Genomic DNA, 21812 nt, shown 5'->3' with positions numbered 1-21812 from the left:
AAAAGCGGTGCATGAATCGCACCTACCTGCGATTATCGGTTCGCTTCACCGAACCTCCACATCGTGCCACGCAGGTGAAGCAACCGGGACGAGGCGATCTGAGCCCTATCCTTGTCCCCGCAAGGTCACGGATGGCTTGAACCAGCGCCTTCCGGGGCACCAGGCCGACACCCGGCCCCCGTAGCTCAGTGGATAGAGCAGGCGCCTTCTAAGCGCTTGGCCGCAGGTTCGAGTCCTGCCGGGGGCGCACAAAAGGCACTTGACCAGCAAGAACAGGTCAGCCAAGCCACTGAACACAGCGTGACTCACCTAACAGAAGGTGTTAGGCAAGGCGCTCAGAGAACCGAGTCTTGCTTAGCACCCCTATCCAGGGGAGTCAGACATGCCGGCCAGCAAGACCAGGGGAGCGCGGTCTCCTCTGCGAGGCACCGTGAGCACCAGGGCCGTATCAGCCTCGCTCTCCACCAACCACGGACCTGATGAACGGTCCGCCATGCTCTCCGAGTACGCCACGCACCTCCGGACCGTGAACAACAAGCACGGCAGGCCGTACCAGGAGAAGACAGTCAACGCCTACACCAAGGCCGTCAGGGCCCTGGCACAGTGGATGGACAGAGAAGGGCTGTCAGGCGACTTCTCCACTCTCGACACGGACACCCTGAACCTCTTCTTCAGGGCGTACCACGACAGTCACGACCGAGGCGGCACGAACACGGTTCAGAGGAACCTGCGTCCCTTCTTCAACTGGCTGGAAGATGAGTTCGACGTAGCCAACCCCTATCGGGACAAGCGGCTACAGAAGTACGCCGCTCCTGTCGGTGCCACTCCCAAGACACTGTCATCAGAGTTCGTCATCGACCTGTTGAAGGTGACAGGGAATGGTCATCCCAGGATCCGAGAGTTCGAGAAGGTCCGCGACCACGCCATGATCCGTGTCCTGACAGAAGGTCTCAGGGCGGAAGAGCTGCTGTCACTCCGTCTCGACTACTTGCACCTCAGTCAGGGCCTGTTGCAGGTAGTGCCGTTGAAGGATGCCAGGGCAGCAGGAGAAGGCCGCATCATTCCTCTGCAACCGAAGACTGTCATCGCACTGACCCGGTACCTTCGTGCCAGAGAACACCACAAGCTGAGTGGCAGTGAATGGCTCTGGCTTGGCAGCAGGAACAGGAGCAGGCTCACCTACTCCGGTCTCTACCGCATGGTGAATCGACGCGCCAAGGATGCTGGCTACGCCTCGGTGTCTCCTCATCAGTTCCGACACACCTTTGCCAATGACCTCCTGTCAGCAGGGGTGGCAGAAGGCGACGTGATGCAGGTGGCCGGCTGGAAAGACCCATCCATGCTTCGCAGGTACGCCGCGGACATGGCCACTACCAGAGCAGTCACGGCAGTACGCCGCATGGGTGACCGGTACTAGCAGAGTGACAGTGAGCCAGACCACACCAGTAGACGAACCGTCAAGGAATAACCAGGGCGCACATGTTGTTGTGCGTAATGAGGGGGACAACATGCTGGACATGCTTACGCCGAATGGCGGGGACCACTCCAAGGCACTGGAGATGATCAACACTGGCACCATCGAGACCACTCGCACATGGGTGGAGACATCTGCCCTGATAGTGACGGAGTGCCTCGGTGCTCCATTCGGGAAGTACTACGTCGTAGTGGTCACGGACGATGCAGGAGACGACGACACTAAAGAGCTGCACCGACTGTCAGCTGAGTTGGGTAAGCCTCTTGGAGACTGCATCATCGAGAAGGAGCACCACGACAAGCCGCACCGTTGGTTCCCCGGTAGTCAGAGTTTCGACCTGCTGACTGTGTACGCCGGCTAGCCGCCTAACCGAATAACAGAAGTTCTAGAAGGACCCCTGTCACCGGCAGGGGTCTTTTTCATGTCCGAGAGAAGGAGTCCACAGAATCGATTGCAAGAGCCTCTGAGGGACCAGGGGAGACAACGATACACAGAACCAACGCTAGGCCCCCAGTAAGCCGCTGGGGGCCCTTTTTGATGCCTAGGAGTGCGCATGACTAAGTACAAGGAAGTGAAGTTGATTTGCGGTGGTCCAGGGTGCAGTGAGGGGTGGACTCACAAACGCCCGGTCGGGAAGAGGGGGCCTAACCCACGGACCAACCCCGCCCATTCCCGATGTGATGTGAAGCGTCAGAACAAGAACCGAAAAATGTCCCGGGTACGTAAGGAGACCGGGGCAGAGACGTTCTACTGGAATATCAGGAAGGTTTCCGACGTGCCCTTTGGTGACATGACTAAGGAAGAGCAGACTCTCTACATTGACGCAATGAACCGCCCTTGGTGGCCTATCGGGACCGTTCAGGATCTTCCCGAGGAAGGGTGGGAGGTTCGGCAGATTGTTCCCGAGTCAGCACAGCCGGCATGGAAGTGCTCCGACAAGGGTGACACCGAGAAGGTGCAGCGGTGGCTACACGAGAGCGGGGCCAAGGTTGCCTCTGGTTGTGAGGTGGGGCGCACCACTGAGAAGGCGAGGGTTGTAATCGGAAGTGCAGAGCCCTGGAACACCATTCACACGCACCGGGACGTGTCCATGGGCGCTATGGAGCCCATGACCACTCTGGAACCCTTCACCCTGATTCTGTAAACACCCTGGTCAGGAGATGGATGTCCGATAATTTAAATAGGTGAGGGAGGTTCTCCCTTGGAGTCAAGGTCACTTTGGTCGGTGCCCCTCTGACGTGGTGGAGACACCAGGCCCTTCTACCAGACCAGTGCCTACGGGCCGAACGGTGGCTATACGGACACCTCAGGTGATACCCGAATAGTCAAGGGGTCCTCTACCTCTGTTGAAATTAACGGGGGTAGGGGGCCCTTTGACTATTCCGTTTCCTTGGTGAGTATATTACTTCTAAGTAAGTTACTTGGTGTTGAAGGAGAACAGATTGAAGTAAGCCCCTCCCCGCAGGAAGAGGAGGGGCCTTGTTTAGGAGAATGATGATGCATGGAATGTTGTTGGACTACCAAGGAGACTGTATGCGGTAGAAAGGCAGGCATCTACTACTGCCTGCCATTGTGTGTTGAGCATTACTTTGTTCATCTGGACGGCCGAGGCCACGTGCTGAGGCAGGCTGCTGGTGTTCATGGCGCCGAGGCATTCCCCGGCCTCTGTTACATCCTGTTGTTTGATGATGAGTCAGTGAAGATTGGATACAGCAACACCGAAGTTCTCCTACAGAGAAGGTTCAAGGACCTTTCCAGGGATGCCAAGAAGGCCGGCGAGAGTTTCGAAGTGATGGCTGTGATGGCAGGTGGTTGCGCCCTGGAAGCTGTCTTACATCACCGGTTCAGAGACGACCGACGCCAAGGCAAGGGAGAGCGGTTCAGGCTGTCAGAGAACATCCTCGACTACTTGGCTACTGCACCGCGGCTAGCCTTCCCTACTTAAAGGCTCTGTACGCCCCCGTGAGGCCCTCTCCGCTACTCCCTGACCCTTTGGGCATCCTGGGCTAGCGGCGCACCGCAGGTGTGCTCAGCGCCTCTCTCAGAGCCTCTGACAGGCTCTCAGGTTTCACGGTCCGGAAGGCCGTAAAGGGTTTCGGGCCAAGGTGAACATTTACTTCAACTGCATGTCCGGCCAGGTGGCAACCTCGGCATTCTGTAGCGGATCGCTACAGTTACCCTGACCTGCATGTTTGTAGACGTTGCAAATCCGTTACCTAAATCCTGTCCGGAACCGAGGGTCTGTGACCTCTACATCATAGATAGAGAAGGAAACTGAGGGGTTCTTAGCCAGACCCCTCATCCTCTCATCCGGGTATCTGAGCAGCCTTGGTCTGGCCAGGTGCAACATGTTGTGTTGCATCGCTCCATGGTTGGGTTTCGCCCGGTGAACAGGTCCGGTCCCTTGTGTCATGCCAGGGGGCCGGGCCTTTTCTTATGCCCTCTCATCCCCCTTCTTCCTACATAGGAGTGACACCATGGCCGATTTCGATATCTGGGACGTTAAGACATGGGACGCCATTAGGCGTGCCCGTGGCGTTACCTACGGAGATATCGCCTCTGAATGTGGCATCACCTACAAGGCGGTCTCCAAGTGGTTCTACTCGGAGCGAACTCCGAGCCTGAAGCACCAAATCCTCATGGCCCGGGCCCTGAACATTCCAATCTCCCAGGCTCTCAAGAACATCACTGACCCTGAAGTCCGCTCCGCTATCCGCTCCATCCTCTGACGTTAGGAACCCAGCATGACAATGAACACTCCCCTTTACGCTAAGGCCGCTGCCGTTGCAGGGCGACCTATTGTGCTAATCGCATCTCTCATCATGGCTGCACCGGCAGAAGTGAGCCTTGCTCGTACAGCTGGATTCCATGGAGGGTATGAGCTACTGGCCCCCTTCCTGCTGTCGCTGTATGCCATCTGCGCATCCGCAATTGCCACTGCCCGACAGAAGGGGGACAGAGGTCGCCTGAGTGCCATCCTGGGTGCCGTTGCTGCCACGGGCTTTGTCCTCTCGGCTCAGGTGGTGGCGCACCTCCTGGCAGGGGGATACATGGTTTCTGGTCCCTGGCTTGTGGCTGCTGTCAGTTCCGCACCCGCTATCTGTGCGGCACACCTCCTTCACCTGGGGGCAATGCCCCGACCAAAGCACCTGTCAGAAAACCCTACAGTCGGTGTCACAAACCAGGATTCCGGACATGACACCACAGATTCCTCTGAGAATGAGGATGACAAGGGGGTGGATACCGCCCACCCCCCTACCCATGAAACGGGTACTTCGGAGAGTGAGGTTTCCCTGGAATCGCAGGAAAACCCTGCTAAGACCATTGGTCGCCCTAAGCCTTCTCTCCAGAAGATCCGTGAAGTGGCTGACACCCTCGATAAGACAGGACAGAAGGTGACGGCTGCAACCCTGGCAGCTAGCTTCGGGGTCAGTGACCGTACCGGGGCCCGTTACAAGGGAATGTTGGTGGCCTGATGGACATCATCACGGAGCTTACCGAATTGCTTACACGCATCGATAACACGATTTCTCGGATTGAGAAAATCCAGAACGAGACGGAGAACAACCATGACCACTAACTTTGTAGAACCGCCTACCGGCCTGCCCCTCTCCCCCGCCGTCAAGGGTCTCAGGAAGAAGTACGAAGAGGCCAGGGATAAGCTGGCCTCTTACCAGCGGGAAAACGCTCGCTACAGGACCCGGGATGTCTCCCGAGAGTGGGAAACTGGCCCCCGGCATTCCTGCCCTGCCTTGGAGGATGCTAAGGCAGAGCTTAAGAAGCTTGAACTCAATGCCGTCGCAGAGGGCAAGACACTTCCGAATAAGGAAGTCTTCCTCGGCACTGTACATGTGAAGATTGATGACTATAACCGGACCGTAGCCGCCCTGAATACCCTGGCTGGCCAGGCTTACCGCGCCTACACCGACGCTGTATCCGCGGACCTGGTCCCCATGGGCCGAAAGGCTGCAAAGGCTGCACAGAAGTGCCTAGACGCATGGAAGCATGCTGAGGCCGCCGCTATTGCTTCCAGAGCCGATCTGGAGCGGAATGCAGGCCTGTTCGTGTACTGCGCCACGGGCGGCGGTATCGAGGGTCTTCCCCTGGATGGAGCCTCTGCCGGCAACAATGCAGAGTACTGGGATACCACAGAGGATGGAATGCTGACCACTGAGTCTGCTATCGCCCTCGGATTCCAGGGTGTTCCACTGGTAGAGGGTTTGGTGGTAATGCCTGAACCGGTAATTGATGAGGCTGCGGTCGCTGAGGCCAAGTATTGGGAGACCTTTAGGCCTCAGATTCACAATGCCAAGGCCGAAGGATATTCGAGTAACTGGGATCACTGACAACTTCAGGGCCCCTCATCTCCGGGTGAGGGGCCATTCTTTCATTTGTTTAGACAGGATCAAGTCAGTATCCAGGGATAGCGACTTCTTTCTTTCATTGACACCGGCGCAGTAGGTGTCACTTATTGAAAACCGTCACCAAATGCACCTAGATTCATCCCGAAGTCACCAGAATGCAGGTGCTTTCAATCCTTGACAGACGTCATTTTAGGCACTTCATGGAGTGCATGAGTCCGATTTTGAACCAACTACTCAACTTTGATTACTCGTACACGATCGAAGGATGGCAACCCCGGCGGGTCTTGTAAGCATGAATGCATGCATTACCCCGGGTGCATAGAGCACGTAGATATCCCGGGGATAAAGACCTCTCGCTCCCCCGCTCGATACCTGAGAATGAATGAAAGAAGTCGGACCCGTTCTTTCTTTCATGCATGACGCCGACGATGGAGCGGACGGGGCATCAGACGACGAACGAACCAATCCCATTCTCTGTCCGGATCAAGCCCCGGTCCCGTAGGTCCGCCAGAGCCTTTCTTGCTGTCACCTGAGCCACGTTGAACTCACCGCACAGAGCGAGGATGCCGGGCAGCTTGGAGCCAGGGGCGTAGGTCCCATCGTTGATGCGGGACTCAACCACGGCCACCATCTGCACCCACTTGGCACGGGTGGGATCAAGCTCAGTCATAGCTCAACGGTGCGTGCTGCGGTGATCTACGGCGAGGGATAGCGAGCTATAGCAAGGTGGCGTAGCCTCTGAGTCCAGACGTACTGAGAGGAGACAGGTCAGTGCAGCTACAGAGGATGCCGGCGGACGGGTCAGGCAAGACAGCCTTCTACCAACCGGGGGGAGCCATGGCAGACAGGGCCATGGCCATAGAGAGCAAGATCCTTGAAGTAGCCCGAGAGGATGTGTCTCGGGCCCGGGTGGTGGCAGCAGACCCCGACGTCACCAGGGCAGAGCTGATCAGTGCTCTCCTCTTCCTCTGTCATTCCGCTTTGCGGGTGGTGGATGTCTCGGAGTGTCGTGGCGAGCGAGTGGCAGTGTGTGGAGACGACCCCGGTGTACCGGCTGAGTCATGGAGGGAAGGCCCCTGCAACCTCCCTGTGGAACATGAGAGCAGCCACATCAACGATGCCTGTCATACCTGGTCTTCGTGACTGGCCCTGCCCCTGGCGCTGCTGCCAGGGGCTTTCTCATGTCTTGCCCTGGAAGCATCTTCAGTAGGGGATCCATGGCAAGTTGCCTAGATTCATTGGCAGTTGTTGCGCTCTGTCATCGTTCCTGTATATGGTCATCTCAGTCACGCAGTAGCTCAGTGGATAGAGCAGGCGCCTTCTAAGCGCTTGGCCGCAGGTTCGAGTCCTGCCGGGGGCGCACAACTCGCGCAGCGTGAGGCCCTCCTCCGGGAGGGCCCTTTTTTGCGGGTCAGCACGTGGGGCAGCACGCGGGTCGACATGCGGGTCACCGCACCGTAACGAGGGCGGCGTAGCGAACGCGTAAGCGCCGGGCCGGCCTCGCTCGGCTGCGAGGGCGGTCCGGCACGGTCCGGTCTTCCGAGTGCCGGGGGCGCGCGGCGTGATTCCGTCCGCCGGCAGACCCCGGGACTCCTTGCTCCTGGGACGATCAGCGATTCACTTCTTCACGGGCGGGCAGGTGCCCGTGTCCTCGCCGATGGAGTTGATCTCGGCGTTGGAGCGGGAGTCCTCCGCGTAGTTGATCTGGTCCGTGCACTTGGTGTCCGGGTCCTTCGGCGTACCCGACACCTCGCCGGCCTTCTGCACCGGCGGACAGGTGCCCGTGTCCTCACCGATGGAATTGATCTCGGCGTTGGAGCGGGAGTCGCCCGCGTAGTTGACCTGGTCCGTGCACTTCGTGTCCGGGTCCTTCGGCGTACCCGACGCCTCACCGGCCTTCTGCACCGGCGGGCACGTCCCCGTGTCCTCACCGATGGAATTGATCTCGGCGTTCGACCGGGAGTCGCCCGCGTAGTCGATCTGGTCCGTGCACTTCGTGTCGGACGTGGCGGGTGTGTCGGACGACTTGCCCTCCACCGTGCCGGACTGCGGGGTGCTCGAGGTCGTCGCCGATGAGCTGCTCGCAGAGGAGGACGCGTTGTCGCCACCGTCGTTGTTGCATGCCGTGAGCGCCAGGCCGAGGACCACTGCGGTCATGGTCAGTACCGAGATCTTCCGAGTGCGCATGCTGGTCTTTCCTCTGCGTGGGGGAACGGGCGACTGGGCCGGGCGATCGTTCGCCCGTGTTGCTTTCTGCTTCCCCAGACGGCCGGTGCGGTTGCCCGAGTTGCCTCTTGATCGTCTTCAAGACACGTTCGTGACATGACAGTGGTCGCGTCGTGAAGTCCGCATCGGGCATCGACGCAGGTGAGCGCATCGCTCAGTCCGCAGGTTCGGGTCCTGCCCCCGGGCGCAGAACTCGCCCCGGGGCGAGCGGGCCACCGCACCGCGACGAGGGCGACGCAGCGCACGCGTGAGCGCCGGACCCGCCCCCGGTCGTGAAGGGGTAGGTCCGGCGCCGCCCGGCGGTCACCGGGTTCCCGTCACGCGGGGTAGGGGTTCGCCTCCCGCGCCGTCCGGAGGGCGCCGGCCCACCAGGCCAGCTGTTCCAGCAGCGTCTTGGCGTACCCGGGGGCCTCGGGGTCGGTGGGGCGCCCCTCCTCCCACGCCGTGTAGTAGTTCGGGAAGGCGAGGCCGTCGCGGATCGTCACGGCGTGCAGTTCGGTCAGTACGTTCTCCAGGTGCAGCACCGCGTGCCGGCCGCCCGCCGCCCCGCCGTAGCTCACGAACGCGACGGGCTTGGCCGTCCACTGGGTGAAGTGCCAGTCGATGGCGGCCTTCAGCGATGCGGGATAGCTGTGGTTGTACTCCGGCGAGACCACGACGAACGCGTCGGCGCCCTCCAGCGCGGACGTCAGCGCCGCCATCCCGGCCGGGCGGGGGTAGTCGTCCCCGGCGTACTTCGGCGACGACGCCGGGAGCTCCAACGGGATGTCGATATCGGCCAGATCGACGACATCCACCTCGAAGGCGCCGTGGCTGCCCGCCTGTTCGGCGACCCACTTGGCCACGACCGGGCCGAACCGGCCTTCGCGGACGCTTCCGACGAGGATCACCAGCTTGTGCCTGTTGTTGTCCATGCCCCTCACGATCGGACCACGCCGCGGCTCCAGCCAGACCGGGCTCAGGCTGGCCCCCGCAGGGCCACCCTGAGCCCTCCGCGATCCACCCGCCGCGCCATATCCTCGAAGCATGGGGACGCCGTTGGGAGATTTCATCCGGGCCAAGCGTGACAGCATCCAGCCGCAGTCGCTGGGACTGCCGGACCACGGCCGCCGCAGGGCACCCGGGCTCCGGCGCTCGGACCTCGCCGGGCGGGCCGGTATCAGCGTGGAGTACCTGACCCGCCTGGAGCAGGGCCGTGACCGCAACCCCTCGGTCGCCGTGGTGAACGCGGTCGCGGACGCGCTCAGTCTCAGCCCCTCCGAGCGCGAGCACCTGCGCTACCTCTCGAAGATCACCGGCGGCGAGTGCACCGCCCACGCCCGGCCCGGACCACCGCTCCGCGAGGTGCGTCCGCCGGTCCTGGAGACGCTCCGCCTCCTCGAACCGGGCATCGCCGTGGTGACCAACCGGCTGGGCGACGTCCTCGCCCGTACCAGTGCGTACGAGGCGCTGACCAGCGGGAGCGGGCTGCTCGACGCCGAGGCCCCGAACCTCACGCGCTACGTCTTCACCGATCCGCGCGCCCGGACGTTCTTCGCCGACTGGGACGACATCGCGGACGAGCAGGCCTTCGACCTGTGGCTCGCACCGTCCGTCGAGAACTCCGAGTGGCTCACGTCGGAACTCGCCCCCGCCGCCGGCCCCGACTTCACCCGCCGCCTGCACGGTCATGTGGTTCCGCAGCGGGGCGTCCTGCGTCTCGACCACCCCTCGGAGGGCGAACTCCGGCTGCTCCGCGAGACGCTCGACCTCGCCTCGGACGCGCAGCAGCTGGTCGTCCTCCTCCCGGCGGACGAGAGGACGACCCAGGCGGTGGCCCGCCTCCGCGGCCTGGGCCCGCACGGCGGGCTCCGGGCCATCTCGTAACGGCACTGCCCGAAGCGCTCTTTCTGCAGTCCAAGACGGCCACTGCCGCCGGTTCCCACGCACTCGGCAGGACATTTATGGATGAATGGCAATCCGGGTTGAAGGACAGGCCTATATCGGATCATCCTTACCGCCATGTCTCTCGCTTCCCCTGCACTCGATACGTCCGGTGTGCGTGAATACGCCTTCGACTGGGCCGTGGTGGATGTCGAGACCTCCGGGTTGGTGGCGCGCAGGGACAGGGTGCTCTCGGTCGCCGTGGTGACTCTCGGCCCGGACGGCGTGCAGACCGGCGAGTTCTCCACGCTGCTCAACCCCGGCTGCGACCCCGGGCCGGTGCATGTGCACGGGCTCACGGCTGACCGGCTGCAGGGCGCCCCCGCCTTCGGGCAGGTCGCCGACCGGATCGCCGCGATGCTTCAGGGCCGTGTGCTGGTCGCGCACAACGCCCAGTTCGACTACGACTTCCTCGCCCATGAGTTCGCCAGGGCAGGGCTGCGGCTGCCGGTGTCCCAGCGGCTGTGCACGCTGGCGCTGAACCGGCGTGTGGATCCGCCGACCGATGACCTGCGGCTGGGCACTCTCGCCACGCACTACGGCGTCACCCAGGTGAGGGCGCACGATGCCCTCGACGACAGCCGCGTGCTGGCCGGTGTGCTGCGCGGAACGCTGCGGGACGCCGCACAGCTCGATCTGCCGCTGCCTCTGGTCGCCTGTCCTCCCCGCCAGGACCCGAAGTTCGCACCCCGGCCGCCCAAGGCCTCGTGCGACTTCCGCAATCCGGGTCGGCTCGTCGCCGACGGACCGCTGGTCCAAGGCATGAAGGTCGCCATCACCGGCGAGACGGCGACCTCCCGCTCCGAACTGATCCACCGATCCGTCACCGCCGGACTGAACGCGATGTCCTCCGTAAGCCGTCACACCAGCGTCCTGGTCACCAACGACAGCGCGTCGGGGTCCGCGAAGGCAAGGCGCGCGCTCGCGGAAGGCATCCCCGTCATCGACGAGCAGACGTTCCTGCGCCTGCTCGTCGACGTACGCCCCGGAGCCCGGCACGAGGGGACGGCCGGCCCGGCACCGGCTCCCGTGCCCGCGCAGGCGGCGGCGCCACCCGCTCCACCCTCCCCCGCCCCGGCGAACCCACCGGCACGCGCACCGCAGGACACAGTCGCACCGGCGGGCAAGCCCCTGGCCGGGCGGCGGGTTCTCGTCCTCGGCGGCACGCACCCCGAGGCGGTGGCCGCCCGCACCCGCATCGTCGAACTCGGCGGATCCGCCGCGATCAACCTCTCCGCGAGCGTCACCGACGTCGTGCTCCTCGCCGACGGCGCGGCCGACCGGCGCATGCGCCGGATCACCTCGCTCGAATTCCCCACGCACCAGGCCGCCTGGATCGAGGCGCCGACCGCTGAGCCGCACCACGATCGGACCGGCCGGGAGCGGGCCCGGCATGTGCTGCCGCGGGGTGGCGTCGTGGATCTGCCCCAGGGCCAGGCCTCGACGGTCCCGTGGACCATCACGGCCACCTGGGCGCAGCAGACGGACTGCGAGATCGATATCGTCGCGTTCGTCGTCGACGAGGACGAACAGGTCTCCTTCGACGAGGACTTCGTGTTCTACGGCGCCCCGGAGAACCCGGCCGGCACGGTGCGCATCCTCGGTGACGGGCCCACCGAGCAGACCGTCAGCGTCCATCTCGGCGCACTCGCGCCCTCCGTCCGTCGCGTCGTCGTCGCGGCGGCCGTCGACGGTGCGCTCACCTTCGGCGATGTCGGCGCGATCCAGATCACCGCCGCTCCCGGCACCAGCGCGGCACCCCTCGCTCAGTCCACCCTCGACGCCGCGACAACGGAACGCACCATGCTGCTCGCCGAGTTGTACCGTCGCGGGCCGCTGTGGCGGCTGCGTACGGTCGGGCAGGGGTACGACCACGGCCTCGGCACCCTCGCCCGCGGTTACGGAGTCGATGTGGCGGACTGACGGCACCGCCGAGCGGTTCGGCCACCCGGCAGCAGCCCCGCCTCAGCGCCCGAGCCGCTCCAGCAGGGCGGGCACGTCCGCGAAGGAGTCCAGTACGTGGTCGGGGGTTCCGGTCGCCGACGCGTGCGTCTCCGGCCGGTACTTGCCCGTCCGCACCAGCGCCCCCGTGATGCCCTGCCGCTGGGCCGCCAGCACGTCCGTCTCGATGTCGTCGCCCACCATCAGCGTCCCGCCCGGGCCGGTGCCGAGGTGGGCCAGGGCGGCGGCGAAGAAGGCGCCGGACGGCTTGCCGGTGATGACGGCCTCGGTGCTCGTGGCGCGCTCCAGGCCGAGGAGGAAGGCCCCGGTGTCCAGGTCGAGGCCGTCGGCGGTGCGCCAGTACAGGTTCCGGTGCATGGCGACCAGGGCCGCGCCCTGCTGGACGAGGCGGAAGGCGCGGTTGAGCGCCGCGTAGGTGAAGGCGCCGCCCGCGCCGCCGAGTACGACGACGTCGGGCACGGCCCCCTCGGTGTCCTCCTCCTCGACGAGGGTCACGCCGGACAGGTCGCCCCGTACGTCACCGGTGTTGATCAGCAGGCAGCGGGCTTCGGGGTGGTGCGTGCGGAGGTGGTCGGCGGTGACGGCGGGCGCGGTGAGGACGTCGTCGGGGCCGACGGGAAAGCCGGAGTCCGCGAGCCGCTCGGCGATCCGGGCGCGCGTCCGCGATGTGGTGTTGGTGACCAGCGCCAGCGGCACGTCCGCGGCGCGCAGTCGTTCCATGGCCTCCACCGCGCCGGGCAGCGGCTCCCAGGACACCGTGAGTACGCCGTCGATGTCGATCAGGACCGCGCCGGTTCGCTCCATACGACCGACCGTCCCCGACTTGCCCGACCGGCGCAAATGCGGTTGCTTCGAAGGTGGGGGTCACGCGTGTGTGTTCCGCTCTTCCCCCTCGGTTGGAGGTGAACCACCGTGCTGTTCACCGACCGCACGGATGCCGGGCGGCAGCTCGCCGCGGCGCTGCACCACCTGGAGCAGCGCGATCCCGTCGTCCTGGGACTGCCGCGCGGCGGGGTCCCGGTGGCGTACGAGGTGGCGCGGGCCCTCGGCGCCCCGCTCGATGTGATCGTGGTCCGCAAACTGGGGGTGCCCTACCACCCGGAGCTGGGGTTCGGCGCCATCGGTGAGGGCGGGGCGCGGGTCATCAGCGACGAGATCGTCCGTCACACCGGGGTCCGGGAGAAGGACCTGGAGTCCGTGGAGCGCGCCGAGGGGGCGGAGCTCCTGCGGCGGGCTCAGACGTACCGGGAGGGCCGGCCGCGCCTGTCCCTGGAGGGGCGCACGGTGGTCGTGGTGGACGACGGGGTCGCCACCGGGGCGACCGCGAGGGCGGCCTGCCAGGTGGCGCGGGCGCAGGGTGCCGCCCATGTCGTACTGGCCGTGCCGGTCGCGTCACCGGATGTCGCGGCCAGGCTGCGCGAGGACGTCGACGAGGTCGTCTGCCTCTCCACGCCGCAGCTCTTCTCCGCCGTGGGCGAGTGGTACCGGGACTTCTCCCAGACCTCCGACGAGGAGGTCGTCTCGCTGCTGGCCCGGGCCTCCGGAGGGGGCGCCACCGCCGAGGAGGTCGAGGTGGACGCGGGCGGGGTCCCGCTCCCCGGGGACCTCACGCTGCCCGGGGACGCCGGAGGGGTCGTGGTGTTCGCCCACGGCTCGGGCAGCAGCCGTGACAGCCCGCGCAACCGCGCCGTGGCCGGGGTGCTGAACCGCGCCGGTCTGGGCACCCTCCTCTTCGACCTGCTCACGCCCGGGGAGGAGGTCTACCGCGCCAACGTCTTCGACATCGGCCTGCTGGCCGGGCGGCTGGCGGACACCACCGCCTGGCTGCGGCGCCGGGTGCCCCTCCCGGTCGGTTCCTTCGGGGCGAGCACGGGCGCGGCGGCGGCGCTGCGGGCCGCCGCCGCGACGGACTCGGGTGTCGGCGCCGTGGTCTCCCGCGGCGGGCGCCCCGATCTGGCCGGGGCCGATCTGTCCGCGGTGCGTGCGCCCACCCTGCTGATCGTGGGCGGGGCCGACACCACGGTGATCGACCTCAACCGGCAGGCGCAGGCGGCGCTGCACTGCGAGAACCGGCTGGAGATCGTCCCCGGCGCCACGCACCTGTTCGAGGAGCCGGGCGCGCTGGACCGGGTCGCGGACCTGGCCCGGGACTGGTTCATCACGCATCTGGTGCGGCCGGCCGGCTGAGCCCGCGCCAGAGCCGCTCCCGGCCGGCGGCCGGGGTGCGTCCCGGCGTCCGGCCACGCTCCCGTATCCGCGCGTCCTATCCTTTCCGGAACGGTCCAGGGGCGGGGAGTGGTGCGGTCATGCGGGTCCGGCTGGTCGAGGGCACGAGCCTTCCCGCGTACGCCGACGGGATCCGCCAGGTGTACGCCGATGTGTTCTCGGCGCCGCCGTGGAACGAGGACCCCTCGGCGGGTGCGCAGTACGTCGAGCGGCTCGCCGCCGACGCCGTACGCCCCGGGTTCACCGCCGCGCTGGCCCTCGACGAGGGCACCGTGAGCGGCTTCGCCACCGCCTGGACCACACCCGGCGCCTTCCCCACCGGCCGCAGTTACGGGCACGTCGCCGAGGCGCTCGGCCCCGACCGTGTCGAGGGCTGGCTGTGCGGGGCCCTGGAGGTCGACGAGCTGGCCGTCGCCCCGGACGCACGCGGCGCCGGGCTGGGCGCGGCCCTGCTGTCGGCGGTCACCGGGGCCGCCCCGGACGGGCGGTGCTGGCTGCTCACGTCCGTACACGCGGAGGCGACGCTGCGCTTCTACCGGCGCGCGGGGTGGCATCAGGTCCCGGTGCCGGTACCCGGCCGGGCCGGGCTCGTCGTGCTCCTCGGGCCGGGCCATCCCGCAGGGCGTGTGTGAGTGGAGCGATGCACGACCGTTACGCGGATCGACACCAACCGATGTGAATCGATTCAAGCAGCGGGAAGATAGTGGCCCACCCCGAGGACTGTCAAGGGTGCCCACCCGTTCCCCCCATTCAGCCCGTACAGCGCATCTGTTCCTGGAACTTCTCGCCATCAACCCATTGACGGCGCCCACAATCCCCGTTTAGCTTCCGAGCAACCTCATTGAAACCTTTCACGGCGGACGGAGCGGAACGGTCCCTCCGCTGAGGAGCTCCCATGAACCAGTCCGCCCCGGACCCGGTCCCGGTCCTGGCGCTGAAGGGCGTGAGCAAGTCCTTCGGTGCCGTACGGGCCCTGCGGGACGTGTCCCTGCAGTTGTTCCCCGGCGAGGCCCACGCACTCGCGGGTGAGAACGGTGCGGGCAAGTCGACGCTGATCAAGGCCCTGGCCGGGGTGCACCGCCCGGACGGCGGCGAGGTGCTCCTCGACGGCGAGCCCGTCGTCTTCCACGGCCCGGCGGACGCCCGCGACGCCGGCATCGCCGTCATCTACCAGGAGCCGACGCTCTTCCCCGACCTGTCCGTCGCCGAGAACATCTTCATGGGCCGTCAGCCCCGACGGTCCCTGGGCCGCATCGACCGCAAGGCCGTGCACGCGACCACCGCCGCGCTGATGCGGAGACTCGGGGTCGATCTGGCGCCCGACCGCCCCGCCCGCGGGCTGTCGATCGCCGACCAGCAGATCGTCGAGATCGCCAAGGCGCTCTCCTTCGACGCCCGCGTCCTGATCATGGACGAGCCGACGGCCGCCCTGACCGGCAGCGAGACCGCCAGGCTGTTCTCCGTCGTCCGTGCGCTGCGCTCCGAGGGCGCGGCGGTGCTGTTCATCTCGCACCGCCTGGACGAGATCTTCGAACTGTGCCAGCGGGTCACGACCCTGCGCGACGGCCGGTGGATCTCCTCCGAGCCGCTGGAGGGGCTCACCGAGGACGATCTGGTGCGCAGGATGGTCGGCCGTGACCTCGGCGACCTCTACCCCAAGCAGGACGCCGAGGTCGGCGAGGTCGCCCTGTCGGTACACCGGCTGACCCGCGAGGGTGTCTTCCGCGATGTGTCCTTCGACGTCCGCCGGGGCGAGATCGTCGCGCTCGCCGGGCTCGTCGGCGCCGGGCGCACCGAGGTCGCCCAGGCGGTCTTCGGGGTCGACCGCGCCGACGCGGGCGAGGTGAGGGTGGCCGGCACGGTGCTGCGCCCCGGTTCGCCGACCGCCGCGATGGACGCCGGGCTCGCGCTCGTACCGGAGGACCGGCGTCAGCGGGGGCTGGTCATGGATATGTCGATCGAGCGGAACATCGGCCTCACCGGCCTGGCCGAGGTCCGCAAGCGCGGGCTCGTCAGCCGGGCCCTGGAGCACGACCGGGCCGCCGACTGGGCGGTGCGCCTCCAGCTCAAGTACAGCCGGCTGGCCGACACCGTGGGCGTGCTGTCCGGCGGCAACCAGCAGAAGGTCGTGCTGGCCAAGTGGCTGGCGACCGGCCCGGCCGTGCTGATCGTCGACGAGCCGACCCGCGGGATCGACGTGGGCACCAAGGCGGAGGTCCACCGGCTGCTCTCCGTGCTCGCCGCCGACGGCCTCGCCGTCCTGATGATCTCCTCCGACCTCCCCGAGGTCATCGGCATGGCGGACCGGGTGCTCGTGATGCACGAGGGCCGGCTCGTCGCGGAGATCCCGCACGCGGCCGCCACCGAGGAGTCGGTCATGGCCGCGGCGACCGGACGCAACGAGAGGGCGGCGGCATGACCACCACCATCGAGAGCCCCCCGGACACCGCGAAGGCGCCCGAGCGGAGTGCCTCCTCGCTCGTGGACGCGGTCTTCCGGGCGCGGGAGATCTCCATCGCGGGGGCGCTGGCCCTGCTGATCCTCGGCACCTACCTGGCCAACCCGCGTTTCCTGTCCGACCAGGGCATCAAGGACCTGCTGCTCAACGCGTCGATCCTGGTACTGCTCGCGGTGGGCCAGTCCGCCGTCGTGATCACCCGCAACATCGATCTGTCCGTCGGCTCCGTCGTCGGCCTGTCCGCCTTCGCCTGCGGGAAGTTCGTGGCGGGCAGCGACCACGGTGTGCTGACCGTGATGGTGCTCGGCATCGCCATCGGCGTCGTCTGCGGCCTGGTCTCCGGCGCCCTCGTCAGCTTCGGCAGGGTCCCGGCGCTCGTCGTGACCCTGGGCATGCTCTACATCATCCAGGGCGTCGACTACTGGTGGGCGCAGGGCGAGCAGATCAGCGCCTCCGACGTGCCGGACGCGGTCCTGGGCCTCGGCAGCGGCAGCGCGCTGGGCATCCCGTACCTTCCGCTGATCGCGCTCGTCCTGCTCGCGGCGACGGCGTACTTCCTGCGCGCGTACCGCTCGGGGCGTGAGCTGTACGCCATCGGGTCGAGCCCCGAGGCCGCCCGGCTCGCCGGCATCCCGATCCGCCGCCGGATCCTCGCCGCGTACGCCTTCTCCGGGGCCGTGGCCGGTTTCGCGGGGGCCCTGTGGCTGGCCCGCTTCGGCACGGTCGTCGCGGACAACGCGCACGGCTGGGAGCTGACCGTCGTCAGCGCCGTGGTCGTCGGCGGGGTCGCGATCACCGGCGGCACCGGCACCGTCTGGGGCGCCGCGCTCGGCGCCCTGCTGCTCACCACCATCGGCAGCGTCCTGGTCGTGCTGAAGGTGGACTCGTTCTGGCAGGGCGCCATCACCGGTGCGCTCCTCCTGCTGGCCATCAGCGTCGACCGGATCGTGAACCTGCGGATGACCGCCGCACTGAGGAGGAGGAACGCCCGTCATGACCACGGCGCCTGACACGAAGACGGCCCCCGCAGCGCGGGCCGCGACGAAGCGCTCGCCCGTGCGTGACCTGGCGTTGCGCTGGGACACCGCGGTCGGTGTCCTGCTGGTGGCGGTCCTCGTCGTCGGGCTGGGGACCACGGAGGGCTTCGGTTCGGGCGAGAACCTCGCGTTCGCCTTCAACGACATCGCCGAAGTCGCCCTGATCGCCCTGCCGATGACCCTCCTGGTCGTCGCCGGGCAGGTCGACCTGTCGGTGGCCTCCATGCTGGGCCTGGGCAGCGCGCTGACCGGTGCGCTGTGGGAGGCGGGCTGGGCGTTCGAGATGATCGTGCCGGTGGTGCTGCTGGTGGGCGTCGCCGGAGGTCTCCTCAACGGCTGGCTGGTCACCAGGGTGGGGCTGCCGTCCCTGGCCGTCACCATCGGCACCCTGGCGCTCTACCGGGGTCTGGCCTCGGTGGCGCTCGGCAGCGACGCGGTGACGGACTTCCCGCAGGTCTACGCGGACTGGGCCGTCGACACCACGACCGTCCCCGGCACCTTCCTCACCTATCCGGTGCTGCTCTTTCTCGTCCTGGCCGTGGTCACCGCGGTGGTGCTGCACGCCACCGGGCTCGGCCGCTCGCTCTTCGCGATCGGCGCGCAGGAGGAGGCCGCGTACTTCGCCGGCATCCGGGTCAAGCGGATCAAGCTGCTGCTCTTCGTCGTGACCGGGCTGTTCTCCGCCTTCGCCGGTGTCGTCTTCACCCTCCGGTACGGAAGTGCCCGCGCGGACAACGGACTCGGCTTCGAGATGCTCGTCATCGCGTCCGTCCTGCTCGGCGGCATCGACTTCGACGGCGGGAAGGGCACGCTCTTCGGCGCGGTCACCGGTGTCCTGCTGATCGGTCTGCTGAAGAACCTGCTCACGCTCAACGACATCGCCAACGAGGTGCAGGTCATCGTGACCGGGCTGCTGCTCGTGGCATCCGTCCTGACCCCCCGGGTCATCGCCACCGTCGTCGAACGCCGGCACAGGAGGGCCGCGAACACTCACTCGCCCCAGTCGTCCTGAACGCCCCGTACCCCTTCGAAAGGCACACGCCGCCATGATGCTCCGCAATGTCGCAGGGCGCCGCGCCGTCGCGACCGCAGCCACCACCGTATCGCTCGCCCTCGCCCTCACCGCCTGTTCCGGCACCACGAAGGACAGCAAGGAGAGCGGGAGCGCGAAGGCCGGCAGCTCCGCGAAGGCCGATCCGGACGCACCGCTGAAGAAGGGCCTGAAGCTGGCCTTCCTGCCGAAGCAGATCAACAACCCGTACGAGAAGATCGTCGACGAGGCGGGCATCGCGGCGGCGAAGGAGTACGGCGGCACGGGCAAGGAGGTCGGCCCGTCCGACGCGAGCGCGTCCTCGCAGGTCTCCTACATCAACACCCTGATCCAGCAGCGCCAGGACGCCATCCTCGTGGCGGCGAACGACCCCAACGCGGTGTGCGGCCCGCTGAAGCAGGCCATGAAGAAGGACATCAAGGTCGTGGCGTACGACTCGGACACGGCGAAGGACTGCCGCCAGCTCTTCATCAACCAGGCCGGCTCGGAGGAGATCGGCCGCAGTCTGGTCCAGCACCTCGGCGAGCAGATCGGCTACAAGGGCAAGGTCGCGATCCTGTCGGCCACCCAGAACGCGACAAACCAGAACACCTGGATCGAGTACATGAAGCAGGAGCTGAAGCTCCCGAAGTACAAGGACATGGAGCTGGTCAAGGTCGCGTACGGCGATGACGCGGACCAGAAGTCCTTCCAGCAGACGCAGGGCCTCATGCAGGCCTACCCGGACCTCAAGGGCATCATCTCCCCCACGACGGTCGGCATCGCCGCGGCGGCGCGCTACCTGAGCGACTCCTCGTACAAGGGCAAGGTCGTCCTCAACGGGCTCGGCACCCCGAACCAGATGCGCACGTACGTCAAGGACGGCACCGTCGAGCAGTTCTCGCTCTGGAACCCGGAGGAGCTCGGCTATCTCGGCTCGTACGCGGCCGCCGCGCTGGCGTCGGGGCAGATCACCGGGGCGGAGGGCGAGAAGTTCAAGGCGGGCAAGCTCGGTGAGTACACCGTCGGCAAGGACGGCGAGGTCATCCTCGGTGAGCCGACCGTCTTCGACGCGAAGAACATCGACTCGTTCGACTTCTGACCGACCGACACCTGACCGGAGGGGCCGGCTCCATGCAGCGCGTCTGCTTTCTGTTGAAGGTCCGCGAGGACCGCAAGGACGAGTACCGCGAGCGCCATGCGGCGGTGTGGCCGGACATGCTGGCCGCGCTGTCGGAGGCGGGCTGGCACAACTACTCGCTGTTCCTGCGCGAGGACGGCCTGCTGGTCGGCTATCTGGAGACGGAGGACTTCGACGCGGCCCGGGAGGCGATGGCGGCGACGGAGGTCAACGCCCGGTGGCAGCGGGAGATGGGCGAGTTCTTCGAGCAGCCGGAGGCCGCCGACGAGGCCATGGTCCCGCTGACCGAGGTGTTCCACCTGGCGTGACCGGCCCCGGCTGTCACGGACAGCCGGGGCGGTCGTGTCAGCCGAGTTCGCCCTCGCCCTCGTCACCCGGCGGTTCGTCGCCACCGCCGTTCCTGATCCGGTCGGCCTGCTCGATCGCCGTGGCGAGCTTGTCCACCGAGCTGTCCTCGGTGGAGGAGGCCAGCTTCCGTGCCCGGGTGGCGAGTTGACCGAGCGCCGGGGTGCCCGGCAGGTCGCCGCCGCGCAGCGTGTCCGCGAAGTAGGCGGCCACCGCGGTCACCTGGAGGCGTGCGCCGGCGGTGCCCCACAGCTTCCCGTCGATCGCAGCGGTCCCGACCGTCCCGGTCTCCTCGTGTGCCTTCCGTGTCTTCGGGTCCAGCCAGCGCACGGTCGCCGTGGCCACCCGGCCGGAGGCGCCCTCACGGAGCCGTACGGCGTAGAGCGCGGTCACCGTGTGGCCGGGGCCCACCTCGCCGCCGTCGACGCTGTCGTCCCGGAAGTCCTCGTCGGCGACCTTTCGGTTCTCGTAACCGATGAGCTTGAACTGCTGGACGGTCCTGCGGTCGAACGCGACCTGGGCCTTGGCGTCACGGGCCCGGAGTTCGACGTGGGCGGGCAGCTGGTCGACGAAGACCTTCCTGGCCTGGGCCTCGTCGGCGATATACGTGGTGTTCCCGTCCCCCTTGTTGGTGAGGTGCTCCATCAGCTCGTCGCCGTAGTCGCTGCCGACCCCGACGCCGAACAGGGTGATGCCGTACTCCTTGCGGGCGTCGGCGATGCGTTCCAGGATCGTGTCGGCATCCGTCGCACCGGTGTTGGCGAGTGCGTCGGAGAGCAGGACGACCCGGTTGGTGGCGCCCTCGCGGTGGCCCTCGACCGCTTCCCGGTAGCCCACCTCGACGCCGGCCGCCACATTGGTGGAGTCGGCGGGTTCCATCTCCTCGATGGCGTCCCGGATCCTGGTGCGGTTGCCCTGGAGCCGGGTCATCGGGAGCCGGGTCTCGGCCTGGCCGCTGAAGGTGACCAGGGAGACGGAGTCGTCGTCGCGCAGTTCGTCGGCGAGGATGCCCAGCGAGGTCTTCGCCAGGTCGAGGCGGCCGGTTTCGGACATCGATCCGGAGATGTCGACGACGAAGGTCAGTGCGGCGGGCGGGCGTTCCCCCGTGTCCGATGCGGCCCTGGTGGCCAGCCCGACCCGTACGAGCGACCAGTCGGCGGCGTCGGGCCGGGCGCCGTCGACGCTCACCGAGAAGCCGTTGCCCTTGGGCTGCTCGTAACCCTGGCGGAAGCTGTTGACGAACTCCTCCGGGCGCACCGTGGCGGCGTCCGGCAGCTGCCCGTCGCCCAGGGTGCGGCGGGCGTATCCGTAGCTGGCGGTGTCCACGTCCAGGGCGAAGGTCGACAGGTAGTCGGGCGCGACGCTCTCGCGGTCCGCGCCGTCCTCCGCCTCGCTCGCCCCGTCCTCCTGCTGTCCCGGGGCGGCGGACGGAGCGGTGGGGGCCCTCTTGCCCCCGGCCGGCCCGCCGCTGCCCGGGACACTGCGGTCGACGGTGGCGGAGTCGTTGCTCGTGCCCGAACCGCTGCAGCCGGTGACCAGGATCCCGCCCGCCAGGAGGAGCGCGAGTGCTCCCCGATGCGTCCATGCCTTGCGTTCCATACGTACCCCCCACGTCGTGGACATCTG

The 21812-nt window shown here is 66.8% G+C and carries 21 protein-coding genes and 1 tRNA gene; 17 read left to right on the top strand and 5 right to left on the bottom strand.

What is annotated here, in order from left to right; translation table 11 throughout:
• Nucleotides 1-174 precede the first annotated feature (174 nt).
• From ACIRD8_RS15105 to ACIRD8_RS15070, 8 genes are all read left to right on the top strand, one after another.
• Nucleotides 175-247: transfer RNA gene (locus tag ACIRD8_RS15105), tRNA-Arg, on the top strand.
• 246 nt (nucleotides 248-493) lie between these two features.
• Complete coding sequence (locus ACIRD8_RS15100) at nucleotides 494-1417, top strand: tyrosine-type recombinase/integrase (protein WP_403990478.1); 924 nt, start codon at nucleotides 494-496, stop codon at nucleotides 1415-1417.
• A 10-nt stretch (nucleotides 1418-1427) separates the two neighbouring features.
• The gene (locus ACIRD8_RS15095; RefSeq protein ID WP_403990475.1) at nucleotides 1428-1835 is read left to right on the top strand and encodes a hypothetical protein; all 408 of its coding nucleotides are present in this window, start codon (nucleotides 1428-1430) and stop codon (nucleotides 1833-1835) included.
• A 192-nt stretch (nucleotides 1836-2027) separates the two neighbouring features.
• A complete protein-coding gene (locus tag ACIRD8_RS15090) occupies nucleotides 2028-2618 on the top strand; it encodes a hypothetical protein (RefSeq protein ID WP_403990472.1) in 591 nt (196 codons plus the stop codon).
• Between the two features lie 471 nt (nucleotides 2619-3089).
• Complete coding sequence (locus ACIRD8_RS15085; protein ID WP_403990469.1) at nucleotides 3090-3419, top strand: GIY-YIG nuclease family protein; 330 nt, start codon at nucleotides 3090-3092, stop codon at nucleotides 3417-3419.
• Nucleotides 3420-3951: 532 nt separating this feature from the next.
• On the top strand, nucleotides 3952-4203 hold the full coding sequence (locus tag ACIRD8_RS15080; protein ID WP_403990466.1) for a helix-turn-helix domain-containing protein: 252 nt from the start codon (nucleotides 3952-3954) through the stop codon (nucleotides 4201-4203).
• Between the two features lie 15 nt (nucleotides 4204-4218).
• Nucleotides 4219-4950: a hypothetical protein gene (locus ACIRD8_RS15075; RefSeq protein WP_403990463.1), complete on the top strand. Its 732-nt coding sequence runs from the start codon at nucleotides 4219-4221 to the stop codon at nucleotides 4948-4950.
• 93 nt (nucleotides 4951-5043) lie between these two features.
• Nucleotides 5044-5820 (top strand): hypothetical protein, encoded by a 777-nt coding sequence (locus ACIRD8_RS15070; protein WP_403990460.1) that lies wholly within the window; start codon nucleotides 5044-5046, stop codon nucleotides 5818-5820.
• Between the two features lie 463 nt (nucleotides 5821-6283).
• Here ACIRD8_RS15070 and ACIRD8_RS15065 read toward each other — a convergent pair whose 3' ends face one another.
• The 3 genes from ACIRD8_RS15065 to ACIRD8_RS15055 all read right to left on the bottom strand — a co-directional run bounded on the left by ACIRD8_RS15065 (nucleotide 6284) and on the right by ACIRD8_RS15055 (nucleotide 8978).
• Nucleotides 6284-6508: a GntR family transcriptional regulator gene (locus tag ACIRD8_RS15065; protein WP_403990457.1), complete on the bottom strand. Its 225-nt coding sequence runs from the start codon at nucleotides 6506-6508 to the stop codon at nucleotides 6284-6286.
• Nucleotides 6509-7455: 947 nt separating this feature from the next.
• Nucleotides 7456-8025 (bottom strand): hypothetical protein, encoded by a 570-nt coding sequence (locus tag ACIRD8_RS15060; RefSeq protein WP_403990454.1) that lies wholly within the window; start codon nucleotides 8023-8025, stop codon nucleotides 7456-7458.
• 356 nt (nucleotides 8026-8381) lie between these two features.
• Nucleotides 8382-8978, bottom strand: a complete 597-nt coding sequence (locus tag ACIRD8_RS15055; RefSeq protein ID WP_403990451.1) for an NADPH-dependent FMN reductase — start codon at nucleotides 8976-8978, stop codon at nucleotides 8382-8384.
• 112 nt (nucleotides 8979-9090) lie between these two features.
• Here ACIRD8_RS15055 and ACIRD8_RS15050 point away from each other — a divergent pair, with 112 nt between their 5' ends.
• Nucleotides 9091-9930, top strand: coding sequence for a helix-turn-helix domain-containing protein (locus tag ACIRD8_RS15050; RefSeq protein WP_403990449.1), 840 nt, complete (start codon nucleotides 9091-9093; stop codon nucleotides 9928-9930).
• A gap of 135 nt (nucleotides 9931-10065) precedes the next feature.
• Nucleotides 10066-11910, top strand: a complete 1845-nt coding sequence (locus ACIRD8_RS15045; RefSeq protein ID WP_403990446.1) for a TerD family protein — start codon at nucleotides 10066-10068, stop codon at nucleotides 11908-11910.
• A 42-nt stretch (nucleotides 11911-11952) separates the two neighbouring features.
• On the opposite strand, the gene ACIRD8_RS15040 is transcribed toward ACIRD8_RS15045, so the two are convergent.
• Nucleotides 11953-12753, bottom strand: a complete 801-nt coding sequence (locus ACIRD8_RS15040; RefSeq protein WP_403990443.1) for an HAD-IIA family hydrolase — start codon at nucleotides 12751-12753, stop codon at nucleotides 11953-11955.
• Between the two features lie 108 nt (nucleotides 12754-12861).
• Here ACIRD8_RS15040 and ACIRD8_RS15035 point away from each other — a divergent pair, with 108 nt between their 5' ends.
• The 7 genes from ACIRD8_RS15035 (at nucleotide 12862) to ACIRD8_RS15005 (ending at nucleotide 20149) form a co-directional block, all read left to right on the top strand.
• On the top strand, nucleotides 12862-14136 hold the full coding sequence (locus tag ACIRD8_RS15035) for a phosphoribosyltransferase family protein (protein ID WP_403990440.1): 1275 nt from the start codon (nucleotides 12862-12864) through the stop codon (nucleotides 14134-14136).
• Nucleotides 14137-14255: 119 nt separating this feature from the next.
• A complete protein-coding gene (locus ACIRD8_RS15030) occupies nucleotides 14256-14807 on the top strand; it encodes a GNAT family N-acetyltransferase (RefSeq protein ID WP_403990437.1) in 552 nt (183 codons plus the stop codon).
• A 263-nt stretch (nucleotides 14808-15070) separates the two neighbouring features.
• A complete protein-coding gene (locus tag ACIRD8_RS15025; RefSeq protein WP_403990434.1) occupies nucleotides 15071-16594 on the top strand; it encodes a sugar ABC transporter ATP-binding protein in 1524 nt (507 codons plus the stop codon).
• Nucleotides 16591-17643 carry an ABC transporter permease gene (locus ACIRD8_RS15020; RefSeq protein ID WP_403990431.1) on the top strand — a complete coding sequence of 351 codons (1053 nt, stop codon included), beginning with the start codon at nucleotides 16591-16593 and terminating at the stop codon, nucleotides 17641-17643. The genes ACIRD8_RS15025 and ACIRD8_RS15020 overlap by 4 nt, the downstream gene beginning before the upstream one ends.
• Nucleotides 17627-18682, top strand: a complete 1056-nt coding sequence (locus ACIRD8_RS15015) for an ABC transporter permease (RefSeq protein WP_403990428.1) — start codon at nucleotides 17627-17629, stop codon at nucleotides 18680-18682. The genes ACIRD8_RS15020 and ACIRD8_RS15015 overlap by 17 nt, the downstream gene beginning before the upstream one ends.
• Before the next feature lie 34 nt (nucleotides 18683-18716).
• Nucleotides 18717-19802: a rhamnose ABC transporter substrate-binding protein gene (rhaS, locus tag ACIRD8_RS15010; RefSeq protein ID WP_403990425.1), complete on the top strand. Its 1086-nt coding sequence runs from the start codon at nucleotides 18717-18719 to the stop codon at nucleotides 19800-19802.
• Nucleotides 19803-19834: 32 nt separating this feature from the next.
• Nucleotides 19835-20149 carry an L-rhamnose mutarotase gene (locus ACIRD8_RS15005; protein WP_099172653.1) on the top strand — a complete coding sequence of 105 codons (315 nt, stop codon included), beginning with the start codon at nucleotides 19835-19837 and terminating at the stop codon, nucleotides 20147-20149.
• Between the two features lie 37 nt (nucleotides 20150-20186).
• Here the strand turns inward: ACIRD8_RS15005 and ACIRD8_RS15000 are convergent, their stop codons facing one another.
• Entirely contained in the window at nucleotides 20187-21785 is a 1599-nt protein-coding gene (locus ACIRD8_RS15000; RefSeq protein WP_403990422.1) for a von Willebrand factor type A domain-containing protein, read from the bottom strand.
• Between the last annotated feature and the right edge of the window lie 27 nt (nucleotides 21786-21812).

The organism is Streptomyces sp. NPDC102451 (genome assembly GCF_044765485.1).
GTDB lineage: Bacteria > Actinomycetota > Actinomycetes > Streptomycetales > Streptomycetaceae > Streptomyces.
This window is presented reverse-complemented; position numbering and strand designations above follow the sequence as displayed.